Source organism: Burkholderia sp. BCC0405, from assembly GCF_902833075.1.
Taxonomy (GTDB): domain Bacteria; phylum Pseudomonadota; class Gammaproteobacteria; order Burkholderiales; family Burkholderiaceae; genus Burkholderia.
The window spans coordinates 252,492-265,823 of the sequence record NZ_CADFEO010000004.1; the positions used below are offsets into that span (position 1 = coordinate 252,492).

At 67.3% G+C, this 13,332-nt stretch carries 14 protein-coding genes; 7 read left to right on the forward strand and 7 right to left on the reverse strand.

The genetic code is table 11. The annotated features are described in order from the left end of the window. Window positions 1-5 precede the first annotated feature (5 nt). The gene (gene orn / locus HWX36_RS08490; RefSeq protein ID WP_175951690.1) at window positions 6-626 is read left to right on the forward strand and encodes an oligoribonuclease; all 621 of its coding nucleotides are present in this window, start codon (window positions 6-8) and stop codon (window positions 624-626) included. Between the two features lie 32 nt (window positions 627-658). Here the strand turns inward: orn and mog are convergent, their stop codons facing one another. Further along, window positions 659-1,276, reverse strand: coding sequence for a molybdopterin adenylyltransferase (gene mog, locus HWX36_RS08495; RefSeq protein WP_175951691.1), 618 nt, complete (start codon window positions 1,274-1,276; stop codon window positions 659-661). Beyond that, the gene (gene yjgA / locus HWX36_RS08500; protein ID WP_279613070.1) at window positions 1,260-1,862 is read right to left on the reverse strand and encodes a ribosome biogenesis factor YjgA; all 603 of its coding nucleotides are present in this window, start codon (window positions 1,860-1,862) and stop codon (window positions 1,260-1,262) included. Before yjgA ends, mog begins: the two co-directional genes overlap by 17 nt. 127 nt (window positions 1,863-1,989) lie before the next feature. Here yjgA and pmbA point away from each other — a divergent pair, with 127 nt between their 5' ends. Next, a complete protein-coding gene (gene pmbA / locus HWX36_RS08505) occupies window positions 1,990-3,360 on the forward strand; it encodes a metalloprotease PmbA (RefSeq protein WP_011351368.1) in 1,371 nt (456 codons plus the stop codon). Window positions 3,361-3,442: 82 nt separating this feature from the next. Here the strand turns inward: pmbA and HWX36_RS08510 are convergent, their stop codons facing one another. Then, the gene (locus HWX36_RS08510; protein ID WP_175951693.1) at window positions 3,443-3,943 is read right to left on the reverse strand and encodes a dihydrofolate reductase; all 501 of its coding nucleotides are present in this window, start codon (window positions 3,941-3,943) and stop codon (window positions 3,443-3,445) included. Window positions 3,944-3,968: 25 nt separating this feature from the next. Here HWX36_RS08510 and HWX36_RS08515 point away from each other — a divergent pair, with 25 nt between their 5' ends. Next, window positions 3,969-4,223, forward strand: coding sequence for a hypothetical protein (locus HWX36_RS08515; protein WP_175951694.1), 255 nt, complete (start codon window positions 3,969-3,971; stop codon window positions 4,221-4,223). On the opposite strand, the gene HWX36_RS08520 is transcribed toward HWX36_RS08515, so the two are convergent. After that, the gene (locus tag HWX36_RS08520) at window positions 4,217-4,546 is read right to left on the reverse strand and encodes a hypothetical protein (protein WP_175951695.1); all 330 of its coding nucleotides are present in this window, start codon (window positions 4,544-4,546) and stop codon (window positions 4,217-4,219) included. The genes HWX36_RS08515 and HWX36_RS08520 overlap by 7 nt on opposite strands. Before the next feature lie 502 nt (window positions 4,547-5,048). On the opposite strand from HWX36_RS08520, the gene HWX36_RS08525 reads away from it, so the two are divergent. Both HWX36_RS08525 and HWX36_RS08530 read left to right on the forward strand, forming a co-directional pair. Beyond that, a complete protein-coding gene (locus tag HWX36_RS08525; protein ID WP_175035625.1) occupies window positions 5,049-6,446 on the forward strand; it encodes a sigma-54 dependent transcriptional regulator in 1,398 nt (465 codons plus the stop codon). A gap of 41 nt (window positions 6,447-6,487) precedes the next feature. Continuing rightward, on the forward strand, window positions 6,488-7,459 hold the full coding sequence (locus tag HWX36_RS08530) for a thymidylate synthase (protein WP_175951696.1): 972 nt from the start codon (window positions 6,488-6,490) through the stop codon (window positions 7,457-7,459). Between the two features lie 100 nt (window positions 7,460-7,559). Here the strand turns inward: HWX36_RS08530 and HWX36_RS08535 are convergent, their stop codons facing one another. Further along, entirely contained in the window at window positions 7,560-10,043 is a 2,484-nt protein-coding gene (locus HWX36_RS08535) for a DUF6600 domain-containing protein (protein ID WP_175951830.1), read from the reverse strand. 162 nt (window positions 10,044-10,205) lie between these two features. Next, window positions 10,206-10,913, reverse strand: coding sequence for a helix-turn-helix transcriptional regulator (locus HWX36_RS08540; protein WP_175951697.1), 708 nt, complete (start codon window positions 10,911-10,913; stop codon window positions 10,206-10,208). A 192-nt stretch (window positions 10,914-11,105) separates the two neighbouring features. On the opposite strand from HWX36_RS08540, the gene HWX36_RS08545 reads away from it, so the two are divergent. After that, a complete protein-coding gene (locus tag HWX36_RS08545) occupies window positions 11,106-11,246 on the forward strand; it encodes a hypothetical protein (RefSeq protein ID WP_163008963.1) in 141 nt (46 codons plus the stop codon). A 130-nt stretch (window positions 11,247-11,376) separates the two neighbouring features. Beyond that, the gene (locus HWX36_RS08550) at window positions 11,377-11,889 is read left to right on the forward strand and encodes an acyl-CoA thioesterase (protein WP_039370920.1); all 513 of its coding nucleotides are present in this window, start codon (window positions 11,377-11,379) and stop codon (window positions 11,887-11,889) included. Window positions 11,890-11,919: 30 nt separating this feature from the next. Here the strand turns inward: HWX36_RS08550 and fumC are convergent, their stop codons facing one another. Then, on the reverse strand, window positions 11,920-13,314 hold the full coding sequence (gene fumC, locus HWX36_RS08555) for a class II fumarate hydratase (protein ID WP_047850516.1): 1,395 nt from the start codon (window positions 13,312-13,314) through the stop codon (window positions 11,920-11,922). Window positions 13,315-13,332: the final 18 nt, after the last annotated feature.

A 13,332-nucleotide genomic window follows, 5' to 3' on the forward strand; every position in this document is an offset into this window, starting at 1 on the left:
GACTCATGACCGATACCGCCGCTTCCACCAGCCAGCCCGCGCTCGTGCGCAACGAGTTGAACCTCGTCTGGCTCGACATGGAGATGACGGGCCTCGACCCGGATAACGACCGCATCATCGAGATCGCGGTCGTCGTGACCAATTCCACGCTCGACATCGCCGTCGAAGGCCCGGTGTTCGCGATCCACCAGAGCGACGAAACGCTCGCGAAAATGGACGACTGGAACAAGTCGACGCACGGCCGTTCGGGCCTGATCGACCGCGTGCGCGCGTCGACCGTGACCGAGGCGGAAGCCGCCGAGCAGTTGCAGGCGTTCCTCGCGCAGTACGTGTCGCCCGGCAAGTCGCCGATGTGCGGCAACTCGATCTGCCAGGACCGCCGCTTCATGGCGCGCTGGATGCCCGAATTCGAGCGGTTCTTCCACTACCGCAACCTCGATGTCAGCACGCTCAAGGAGCTGTGCCGACGCTGGCAGCCCGCGATCTACAAGGGTTTCCAGAAGCGGGCGATGCATACGGCGCTCGCGGACATCCACGAGTCGATCGACGAGCTGAAGTACTACCGCGAGCATTTCCTGATTCCGGCCACGTCTGCTTCGGCAGGCGAGTCCGCGCCGGCCGCCTGAGCGGGCCGGCACACGCTTAGCGCGGGGCACGCTTAGCGCGGGGCGCGCTGAGCGCTTTTCGGGCGGAACGCCGCGACCACCGCGGCGTCGGTCTCGATGTACGGGCCGCCGATCAGGTCGATGCAGTAGGGCACTGCGGCGAAGATGCCGGGCACGGTCGACTTGCCGTCGGCATCGCGCAGCCCTTCGAGCGTTTCCCGTATCGATTTCGGCTGGCCTGGCAGGTTGATGATCAGCGCCGCATGGTCGGCCGTCTCGCGGATCACCGCGACCTGCCGCGACAGGATCGCGGTCGGCACGAAATTCAGGCTGATCTGCCGCATCTGTTCGCCGAATCCCGGCATCTCCTTCGTCGCCACGGCCAGCGTGGCCTCGGGCGTCACGTCGCGGCGCGCGGGGCCCGTGCCACCCGTCGTCAGCACGAGGTCGCACCCCGCGACGTCGACGAGCTCGGCGAGCGTGGCGGAGATCGTGGGCGCATCGTCCTGGATCAGGCGCGTTTCGGCGCGCCACGGCGACACCAGCACGCCGGCGAGCCACTCCTGCAGCGCCGGAATGCCCTTGTCTTCGTAGACGCCCGTGCTCGCGCGGTCGCTGATCGACACGAGGCCGACGACGAGCTCGTCCGGATGGTTAGGCTTCGTCGTCATGGTCGTCTCCGGCGTCGTCCGCCGCTTCGTCGTCCGCATTGGACGTGCCGCCAGCAGTCTTGATCCACTGGAACAGCTCGCGGAAATAGCGCGGCGGCTTGCCTTGCTGCGCTTCCTTGCGTGCGTTGCGGATCAGCGTGCGGCCTTCCTGGATATCGGCTTCCGGATGCTGGCGCAGGAATTCGGTCAGCGCGTCGTCGCTGGCGAGCAACTGTTCGCGCGTGCGTTCGATCCAGTGCAGGCGGGCCGTTGCGGCCTTGTTCACGCCGCGCTGCGCGTCGAGTGCGGTGCGCAGCGCGGCCGTTTCGTCGTCGGTCAGCGAGCGCATCACGCGGCCGACGTACTGGAGCTGGCGGCGCTTGCCTTCGTGATCGGTGATCCGGCGTGCCTCGCGAACGGCGTCCGCGAGACTTTCGGGCATCGGCATGCGCTTGAGGGCGTCTTTCGGCAGATCGACGAGCGCCTGGCCGAGCACCTGCAACTCGTGCATCTCGCGCTTCAACTGGGATTTGCTGGGACGATCGTAGCCATTGTCGTCGTCTTCGACGGCATGCTCGATCGGCTGGATTCGGGTTTTGCGTGTCATGGGCGGCATTGTATCGCGCCGCGGACACCCCAAGCTTGTCGGTGTCCGGCCCCGGACCTTGCTATGATCGCGGGATACGCAATATTTTGAACATGCGGGCGCCCGCCCGCCACCGGATATCAAGACGATGGCAGCCAATCTCGACGTACAAGCGCGCTATTTCCCGCACACGCAGGACCAGCTCAAAGAAATCGCCTCGGACATCCTTCGCCATGCGAAGGCGCTCGGCGCGACGGACGCCGCGACCGAAATCTCCGAGGGCGACGGCCTGTCGGTGTCGGTGCGCCGCGGCGAAGTCGAAACGATCGAACACAACCGCGACAAGATGGTCGGCGTGACCGTGTTCATCGGCAAGAAGCGCGGCAACGCGAGCACGTCGGATTTCTCGCCGGGCGCGATCAAGGATACCGTCGCCGCCGCGTACAACATCGCGCGCTTCACGGCCGAGGACGAGGCGGCCGGCCTGGCCGAGGCCGAACTGCTCGAAACCGACCCGCGTGACCTCGATCTGTACCATCCGTGGGCGCTGACGGCCGACGAGGCCGTCGAGCTCGCCCGCCGCGCGGAAGACGCCGCATTCGCGGTCAGCCCGCAGATCCGCAACTCGGAAGGCGCGAGCGTGTCGGCCCAGCATTCGCAGTTCGTGCTGGCCACGTCGCGCGGCTTCCTGTCCGGCTACCCGTACTCGCGCCACTACATCGCATGCGCGCCGATCGCGGGCAGCGGCCGTCACATGCAGCGTGACGACTGGTATTCGTCGAAGCGCAGCGCGATCGATCTCGCGGCACCCGAAGCGGTGGGCCGTTACGCGGCCGAGCGCGCACTTGCACGGATGGGCGCGCGCCGCCTCGACACCCGCAAGGTGCCCGTGCTGTTCGAGGCGCCGCTCGCGGCCGGCCTGCTCGGCGCATTCGTGCAGGCGGTAAGCGGCGGCGCGCTGTACCGCAAGACGTCGTTCCTCGTCGACAGCCTCGGCAAGCCGGTGTTCGCACCGCACATCCAGGTCGTCGAGGATCCGCACGTGCCGCGTGCGATGGGTAGCGCGCCGTTCGACGAGGAAGGCGTGCGCACGCGTGCGCGCAGCGTCGTCAAGGATGGCGTGGTCGAAGGCTACTTCCTGTCGACCTATTCGGCGCGCAAGCTCGGCACCCAGACCACCGGCAACGCGGGCGGCTCGCACAACCTCGCGCTGCGCAGTTCGAACACGCAGGCGGGCGACGATTTCGACGCGATGCTGAAGAAGCTCGGCACGGGCCTGTTGCTGACCGAGCTGATGGGGCAGGGCGTGAACTACGTGACGGGTGACTATTCGCGCGGTGCGGCGGGCTTCTGGGTCGAGAACGGCGTGATCCAGTATCCGGTCGAGGAAATCACCGTCGCGAGCACGCTGCAGGAAATGTTCCGGCATATCGTCGCGATCGGCGCCGATTCGATCGTGCGCGGCACGAAGGAAACGGGCTCGGTGCTGATCGAGCAGATGACGATCGCCGGGCAGTAAGCGGCGCGCAGCTTCGGCCGCCATCAAACGAAAAAGCCCGACCGGTATGAGCCGGTCGGGCTTTTTCATTGTGCGTGATGCGTCAGCCGCGCTTGCGCTCGTAGACGACGAACGCATAGCCGAACGTATTCGGCGCGGCCGCCTGATGCGCATCGCGCGACACTTCCTGCCACTGCGCGGCGTCGGGCGCCGGGAACGAGGCGTCACCGTCGAAGTCGGCATCGATCTCGGTGACGACCAGCTTGTCGGCGAGTGCGAGACCTTCCGTGTAGAGCTGCGCGCCGCCAATCAGGAACACCTCGGGCACGCCGTCGCGCGCGGCGAGCGCCAGCGCATCGGCGAGCGACGTGACCGTGTCGCAGCCGTCGAAGCGACGCGTCGCGTCGCGCGTGACGACGATATTGCGGCGGCCCGGCAGCGGCCGGCCGATCGACTCGTGGGTCTTGCGGCCCATCACGATCGGTGCGCCCATCGTCGTGCGCTTGAAGAAGGCGAGATCCTCGGGAAGTTTCCAGGGCAACTGGTTGTCGCGGCCGATGATGCCATTGCGGGCACGCGCGACGATCAGGGTCAACGTCGTCATGAAGGTCGGGGAAAGGAAAACCGGAATGGCGCCGATTTTACCGGAACGGCGACGCGCGCCGGTTCCGGGTGCGCGCATCCATTTTTCTGCGCTGCGCGCCGCGACGCTCGAGGCAATGCGTCGCGGCGACGGAATGAATAAAAAGCGTGCCCGCCGGGGGACGGAGCACAAAACCGTTCCGTGTTGCGAGAGCGTCGATGCCGGCCTCCGATCGATGCTGTCCGGCCCGCTCAAATCTATACGTGATCCTTATCAAATGAATCGACTCGTGCATCACTGATGCGTACTGCCTTGCGCGGCGCCTTCCATCGCGTGCTGCGCGTCGCCCGGCTGCGGTACCGGTACTGGAAGCGGCATCGGCAATTGAGGTGGCGGAATCTCGTCCCACAGCGTCACCGAAGTCCTGCCGGCCGGCAGCAGTTGCGGTGACGACACGGTCACGATACCGAACCCGTTGCCGTGCTGCATGCTCGGCGCGTTTGCTGCAAGCAGCATGGCGCGATCCGGATTCGCGCTTTCGTCTGCGCGTACGAGCGTGGGCGGGCCGACTGCGACGGCCGCAATGGCCATCGACACGAAAGAAAGTAAAAGATGTTTTCGCATGGTCGCTGTCTCCGACGGTTTCCATATTCAGCGAAATGCATGCCATCGCGCCGCGACCGTTGTCGAGGCTGCGATTCGTGCTCGAGCGTTGCGAATTGTGTTGGAAAACGGCCGAAAATGTTTCAGGCCTGAAACGAGGGGGCTTGGGAATTCTGCGGATTCAATCCATACGCAGCAAGGATGAAAATCGTCGCAAGTGTTGATGACAGAGCGTATCGCTGCGCACGTGCTATGTGCAGACGATTGACGCGCATCGACCTCCTGAGCGATACGGCCGCGTCGCTCGCCGCGCTGAAATCGGATTGTCGTATTCAGTGCCTATAACTAAGCTGTCTTGATCAAAATAACTGGACGCAAGATAAGCGCCATCATGCGAGGCGATGTGATCGCCTCGTATCGGCATGGCGAATCGAGCCGCCTTCGGCTGACCCGATTCGATCCTTTTCGCCCGTGACCTGGCGGGCACGGCAATCGTTAGACGGTTGATGAACGGGGTGAGCATATGGGAGCCGATCAGCGGCACGTGATCTACTATTCGCGCGAACCGAACGACGCGTTGCGTGGCCATTTCGACGAATGCGGTTGGCGTGTCGATCTCGCGGAGACCGTGCGAGACGTACGACGTGTCGTGCAGCATGGCGTCGCAACGGCCGGGCTGCTCGATTTTTCGCCGGGCTTCAAGCCCTCCGACCTGCGCGAACTTGAATCCTGCCTGAGCATTCAGCACATCGGCTGGATCGCGGCGACGCGCCGCGGCCAGTTGCAGGACGCTACGCTGCGCCATCTCATTCGCGACTACTGTTTCGACTACGTGACGATGCCGTACGAGACGTCGCGGATCGTCGAGACCGTCGGTCATGCGCACGGGATGGTCGCGCTGACCGAACCCGTTGCGCCGCCCGTCGGCGCCGGACGCAGCGAAGGCGAAATGGTCGGGACCTGCGATGCGATGCTGGGGCTCTTCAGGACGATACGCCGCGTCGCGGCAACCGACGCGCCGGTGTTCATCTCCGGCGAATCGGGTACGGGCAAGGAACTGACGGCGGTCGCGATTCACGAACGTTCGTCGCGCGCGCAGGCGCCGTTCATCGCGATCAATTGCGGTGCGATCCCGTCGACATTGCTGCAGGCCGAACTGTTCGGCTATGAGCGCGGCGCGTTCACCGGCGCGAACCAGCGCAAGATCGGCCGCGTCGAGGCCGCCAACGGCGGCACGCTGTTTCTCGACGAGATCGGCGACTTGCCGCTCGAAAGCCAGGCAAGCCTGCTGCGCTTCCTGCAGGAAGGCAAGATCGAGCGGCTGGGCGCCCACGTGTCGGTGCCGGTCGACGTGCGCGTGATCTGCGCGACCCACGTGGACATGGAAGCGGCGCTGCGCGAAGGGCGGTTCCGCGAGGACCTGTTCCATCGCCTGTGCGTGCTGAAGATCGAGGAGCCGCCGCTGCGCGCGCGCGGCAAGGACATCGAGGTGCTCGCGCGCCACATGCTCGAGCGTTTCAAGGGCGATGCGCATCGTCGCCTGCGCGGCTTTTCCCCCGATGCGGTCGCGTCGCTGTACGGCTATTCGTGGCCGGGCAACGTGCGCGAGCTGATCAATCGCGTGCGCCGCGCGATCGTCATGTCGGAGGGCAGGATGATCACCGCGGCCGACCTCGAGCTGAACGACTTCGCGACGCTCGCACCCGTGTCGCTGCTGGAGGCGCGCGAGGCGGCCGAACGGCAGGCGATCGAGCAGGCGCTGTTGCGCCATCGCGGTCGATTCGCGGATGCCGCGCGCGAACTCGGCGTGTCGCGCGTCACGCTCTACCGGCTGATGTGCGCACACGGCATGCGCGATCGCGGCGACACGCTGGCAGGGTTTTCGGCGCCGTTGCCGGAGCTTCCGCATCACGCTTGCTAAAATTGGCGGGTACGGCCGCCCTCGCGGCCGAAGGAACCCGCATGAAACAGTACCTCGATCTCGTTCGTACCATTCTCGATACCGGCACCTGGCAGGAGAACCGCACGGGGATCCGCACCATCAGCATGCCGGGCGCGATGCTGCGCTTCGACCTGCAGCAAGGCTTCCCGGCCGTGACGACCAAGAAGCTCGCGTTCAAGTCCGCGATCGGCGAGCTGGTCGGCTTCCTGCGCGCGTCGCGCAGCGCGGCCGATTTCCGCGCGCTCGGCTGCAAGGTGTGGGACGCGAATGCGAACGAGAACGCGCAATGGCTCGCGAACCCGTATCGCCAAGGCGTCGACGATCTCGGCGACGTGTACGGCGTGCAATGGCGCCAGTGGCCGGGCTACAAGGTGCTCGACGCGGGTGCCGACGCGCAGATCGCCGATGCGACGCGCCGCGGCTTCCGGATCGTCACGCGTTTCGACGAGGACGGTGCGCCGAAGGTGCTGCTGTACAAGGCGATCGACCAGTTGCGCCAGTGCCTGGACACGATCATGGAGAACCCGGCTGACCGCCGCATCCTGTTTCACGCGTGGAATCCGGCCGTGCTCGACCAGATCGCACTGCCCGCGTGCCATCTGCTGTACCAGTTCCTGCCGAATGCGACGAAGCGCGAAATCTCGCTGTGCCTGTACATCCGCAGCAACGACGTTGGCCTCGGCACGCCGTTCAACCTGACGGAAGGGGCTGCACTGCTGTCGCTCGTCGGCCGGCTGACGGGCTACACGCCGCGCTGGTTCACGTACTTCATCGGCGACGCGCACATCTACGAGAACCAGCTCGACATGCTGCAGCGCCAGCTCACGCGCGAGCCGTACGACAGCCCGCGGCTCGAGATTGCCGAGCGGGTGCCGGAATACGCGAAGACTGGCGTCTACTCGCCCGAGTGGCTGGAGCAGATCGAGCCGTCCGATTTCTCGCTCGTCGGTTATCGCCACCATGAACCGCTGACCGCGCCGATGGCGGTCTGATCGCGCGACCCGGGCCGCGCGGATGCATCGATCCGCGCCCGCAGGAAAAAGGCCCGACCGGTATCAGCCGGTCGGGCCTTTTGTTTCACGTTTGCGGCACTTACTGGTGATGTCGCTCTTCGTGACCGCCCTGCGGCGGGCTGCTCGGGTGTGGCGCCTCGACGTGTGGCGCCGGTTGCGGCCGCGGCTCCATGTGCGGTGCGGGCATCGACGGGCGCGGTTCCATGCGTGGTGCCGGTTGTGGCCGCGGATCCATGCGCGGCATGTCATGCACGGTGGGCGCCGGCGGCCGGTACTCGTTCACACGTGGCGGCGCGATTTCGCGATGCGGCGCCGGTTGCGCGAATTCGGGGCGAGTTTGCGGCTGCCCATGCTGGGCCGGCGTCGCGAAATCGGGGCGCGGACGCGGCTGCGGAATCTGCGCGGTATTGTCGAGCCGCGGTTGCGGCAGCGCCCGCGGTGCTGCGTTCCGGTCACCGGGCTGCGCGCCCTGCGGAGCCGGCACGCCTTCCGGATGCGGCACCGCTGCGCTGCGCACGGGCGGTAGCGCATTCTGTCCCGCCGCGTGGAGTGCGGTCGGCGGAGCAGGGCGCTGACGTTCCATCGGCGCGTGCGGCTGCATCCACGCGGGCGATGGCGCCTCGGCTGCGCGTGCGTTGCCGATGCCCGCCGGACCGTTGTTCGCTGCCGGCGGATGCGGGACGCCGTTGCCGGGCCCGACTGCCTGATGCGGCATCGGGTTGCCGGGGGCCTGCGGCACGCCGCCGGTGGCGAAGCGCGCTGCGTTGGGGTTTTCGCCGTTCGCCGGCCGCGCGACATTCGGCATGCCCGGCATCGGTGCTCCCGGCCGCCCGGCCTGCACGGCGGCCGGCTGGCCTTCGCGAGGCGCGCGAGCCGGTTGCACGACGGGGCCGTGCGGATTCACGAGCTGCACGTTGTGCATCGCCCATGCGCCGCCGCCCGGCTTGCCCGGAACTCGGATCGGGCGAGCCGTATAGTCGGCCGGCACGTTCGTCTTCACGACGGGGGCGCCGGCACCCGGTACACGCCCGCCTTGCTGCGCGAGGTGGGCTGCGGCCTGGTCGCGATACGCGGCCGGCACGGCGGGATTGCGCGTCGCGACGTACGGGTGCTGGGCAATCGCCGCAGGCGGACGGTAGCTCGCGTTGCGCAGCCCGCCAGTGAAGCTCTGGCGCACCGGCGCAATGCCCGGCGTCCCCGGCGTGACGTGCGCGTTGCGCCATTGCTGCGGATCGACGTGCTGCGAGAAATGTGCGACCGGCTGGCCGTGCACGAACGCGGAGGCCGGTACGGCCGTGATCGCGTGCGGCGCGCGGAAGTTCACGTATGTATTGTTGATGTTGGTGATGTTCGTCACGTTCACGGTGTTGTTCACGTTGACGTTGTTCACCACGATGTTGCGGTTCACGCGGTCGTAGTAGTGCGGGCTCCAGCCGCCCCAGCCCGGATGCCACGGTTCGCCCGGGCCGAGCGCGAACCATGCGCAGCCGGCCGCGGCGACGCCGCCTACCGTGAGCGCGACGCTCCAGTCGGGGCCGCCGCCACCGCCCACGAACGCGACGAGCGCTGGCGCATAGACCGGCGGCTGGCTGACGACCAGCGGGCCCGGTACCCACGCCCAGCTGTCGTCCACGTATGCCCAGCGGCCGTAGTGATACGGCGCGAAACCCCACGGCGCGTCGTCGACCCACGTCCAGCCCCACGGCGCCTGCCAGATCCAGTGGCCGTCGTGGTACGGCGCCCAGTCTGCCGGCGTGTCGTTCGGCACCCATACCTGGCCGTAATTCGGGGTTTCGCGCCACGTGCCGTTCGCGTCGAGATCCTGGTAGCCGGGAATGTCGCGCGACACATAGCGGGCCGACACCGAGCGCTCTTCGGCCGCGTCGCGGCTGGCGGCCCACTGGTCGAGCGGATCGGGGCCCGGGGCGGCGGATTGCCGCGCGACCTGCAGGTCGGTGCCCGTGAATGCGACCTGCTGCCCGGGCGACAGCGGGTACTGGCCGTTGCTGCCGTAGACGGTTGCACTGCCGCTGCGCACCGTGACCGTCGTGCTCGCGCCGTTCGGCGCGACGTCGACGCGATAGTCGCCGGGGCCCGTGATGCCGAGCGCGAGATTGGGCGTGTCGATTTCGTACGATCCGCCGGCCGGCAGATCGCGCACGTGCGTCGACACGGTGCCGAGCCCCACTTTCAGCTGGGTTGTCGTGTCGTCGAGGTTCAGTACCGACAAACTCGTCGACTCGCCGAGCCGTACCGCGGTCGAGCCGATGTGCAGTTCCGAGCGCGCCCCGGCATCGTTCCAGAGCTGGTCGCCGGTCGTCAGCGGCCGGTTTACGTCGGCATACGACCACGTATCGGTGCCGGCCGGCTCGGTCGTCACGGCGCCCGACAGGTAATTGAGCCGCGCGACACGGCTGGGCGGATCGCCGCCCGGTTGCCGTGCTGCGGCGGCATAGGGCGGGGCGCCGGCCGATTGCGCGAATGCGGGGGGCAGTGCCGCAAGCGCGACGAACGCGAGCAGCGTGCAGCGGGCGGTTCGCTTGAGCGTGAACAGGGTGGCCATGGTGAGCGTCTTCGTCATTATCGCGGCGCGTCGATTCGTGCCGTTGCGTTCACAATATCCGCTCGGCCTGTTTCAATGCTCGGTGTTTTGTAAGGCGAATGGCACGGGATGTAACAAAACCTGTCGATCGTGCGCTGCTGTCGCGCAGATGCAATGCTGGCGTCAAGCGGACGTAAGCCACTCGTCCAAAACCTGCTGTCCGGGCACGGTGACGCGCAGCACGCGAGGCCGTGCTGCGCGTTCGATCCAGCCGTGCGCGCAGAAGCTCTCGAGCAGCGCTGCACCGAGCGCGCCGCCGAGATGCGAGCGCCGTTCGCTCCAGTCGAGACAGCCGCACGCGAAGCGGCGCCGGCGCGTGCGCTGCTGCGCGACGTCGATGCCCCATTGCGCGAGCGCCTGGGTGCCGAGTTCGGTGGCCTCGATCGCATCGCCGTCGGCAAGCAGCCAGCCGCGCGCGGTGAGCCCGTCGAAGATGCGCACCGCGAGTTCGCCGGCCATGTGGTCGTAACAGGTGCGCGCATAGCGCAGTTCGGCCGGGACCGTGCGGGACGGCGCCGGAACCGGGCGATGCGGCGCGGCCGCGCGGGCGACGTTCGCGAGCGCCTCGAGCGATGCCGCGATGTCGGCCGATGCGATCCGGTAGTAGCGATGTCGGCCGCGCACGTCGAGCGCGAGCAGGCCGCCTTCGGTCAAGCGCGCGAGGTGGGCGCTTGCAGCGGACGGCGACAGCCCCGCGATCATCGTCAGTTCGCCTGCCGGTCGCGCGCTGCCGTCCATCAGCACCCACAGCATCGCGGCGCGCCCGGGGTCGGCGATCAGTGAGCCGATGCGGCTCAGGCCCGGAAAATGGTGGTCGTCTTGGTCGGTCATCGTCGTGTCTCGTCAGGCGGGATGATCTTCAGTGTAGTGGGCGCGCGCATTCGATGTTTCGCTTCTGGCTGAAATGTCGGATGCAGTGGCGCGGGCGCCGTCGATGCGAACCGGGCTGCGGCCGCTCGCGGCGCGCGCGTAGAATGGCCGGAAGCGGCCGCAGCGGGCTGCCGCACGTGACACGACGCAACGATGAAGACGATTTTCTGTTTGCTGGCGGCCGCACTCGTCTGCGCGGCCTGTGCGCAGGGCGGTGCGGGCGCGGCCGGCGAGCGCGGCGGCAGCATCGAGATGTACGGAACGATCGATCAGGGCATCACGGTGCGCCGCTGAACGGTGCCGGCCGTGCGTGTGCCGGGCACAGCCCCGGCAGCCGCGCCACACGGGGCGCCCCGCGACGCGTTGCCGCAGTGCAACGTATAATGGCCCGATTACAGCGCCCCTGCCGCCTGGAGCCAACAAGATGTCCCAACCATCCCCCGTACCGGCCGCCCTCGACCGCACCGAAACCGTATTCCGCTTCCTCGCCGAGCCGTCGTCCGTGAACTTCGGCGGCAAGGTGCATGGCGGCGCGCTGATGAAGTGGATCGACGAGGTCGCCTATGCATGCGCGGCCGTCTGGTCGAGCCGCTATTGCGTGACGGTCAGCGTCGGCAACATCCGTTTCCAGCGGCCGATCATGGTCGGCAATCTGGTCGAGCTGAAGGCGCGCGTCGTGGCGACGGGCCGCACCAGCATGCACATTCACGTGTCCGTGCATGCCGGCGATCCGAAGGGCGGCATGCTGCGCCAGACAACCGATTGCCTCGTCGTGTTCGTCGCAGTCGACGAGAACGGCAATCCGGTGCCGGTGCCGCCTTTCGTGCCCGAGACCGACGAGCAGAAGGTGCTCGCGAAATATGCGGCCGACGTGCGGGCCGCGCTCGACAAGATCGTCGAGATGAAACCGGAAGAGGTCGCGAAGGGCGCGGTCTGAGCGCCGCGGGCGCCGCGCGTCGTCCTGCCGTTACTGCGAACCGATCATCTGCTCGGGACGTACCCACGCATCGAATTCCGCCTCGGTCAGGTAGCCGAGCGCGAGCGCGGCCGCCTTCAGCGTCGTGCCTTCCTTGTGCGCCTTCTTCGCGATCTGCGCCGACTTGTCGTAGCCGATGTGCGGATTGAGCGCCGTCACGAGCATCAGCGATTCGTTCAGCAGCAGGTCGATCCGCGAACGGTTCGGCTCGATGCCCACCGCGCAGTGATCGTTGAAGCTCTGTGCGCCGTCGGCGAGCAGCCGCACCGACTGCAGCACGTTGTGCGCGATCATCGGCCGGAACACGTTCAGCTCGAAATTACCGCTCGCGCCGCCGACGTTGACCGCGACGTCGTTGCCGAACACCTGGCAGCACAGCATCGTCACTGCTTCGGACTGCGTCGGGTTCACCTTGCCCGGCATGATCGAGCTGCCCGGCTCGTTTTCAGGAATCGACAGCTCGCCGAGCCCGCAGCGCGGCCCGCTCGCGAGCCAGCGTACGTCGTTCGCGATCTTCATCAGGCCGGCCGCGACCGTCTTCAGCGCGCCGTGCGCGAACACCAGCGCGTCGGCGGCGGCCATCACCTCGAACTTGCTCGGCGCCGTCACGAACGGCAGCTTCGCGAGCCTGCCGATTTCATCGGCGACGCGCACGGCGAACTCCGGATGCGCGTTCAGTCCCGTGCCGACCGCGGTGCCGCCGAGCGCGAGTTCGTACAGGTGCGGCAGCGCCGATTCGACGTGACGGATGCCCTGGTCGAGCTGCGCAACGTAGCCGGAAAACTCCTGGCCGAGCGTGAGCGGCGTCGCGTCCTGCAGGTGCGTGCGGCCGATCTTCACGATGTCGGCGAACGCCTTCGACTTCGCGTCGAGCGTCGTGCGCAGCGTGCGCAGCGCCGGCAGCAGGTGGTTGACGATCGCGTACGCGGCCGCGACGTGCATGGCGGTCGGGAACACGTCGTTCGACGACTGGCCGCGGTTCACGTCGTCGTTCGGATGAACCTTGCGCGCTTCGCCGCGCTCGCCGCCCATCAGTTCGCTCGCGCGGTTCGCGATCACCTCGTTGAGGTTCATGTTGGTCTGCGTGCCGGAGCCCGTCTGCCAGACCGCGAGCGGGAATTCACGCGGATGCTTGCCGGCGATGATTTCGTCGGCCGCGTCGATGATCGCGCGCGCCTTGTCGTCGGCCAGCACGCCGAGCGACTGGTTCACGGCCGCTGCGGCGCGCTTGACGATCGCGAGCGCGTGGATCAGCTCGGGCGACTGCTTCTCGGTCGAGATCCGGAAATTCTGCAGCGAGCGCTCGGTTTGCGCGCCCCAGAGCCGGTCGGCCGGCACGGCGATCTCGCCAAACGTATCGCGTTCCATCCGAACTGCTTCGTTCATGATCCACTCCTCCAGGAA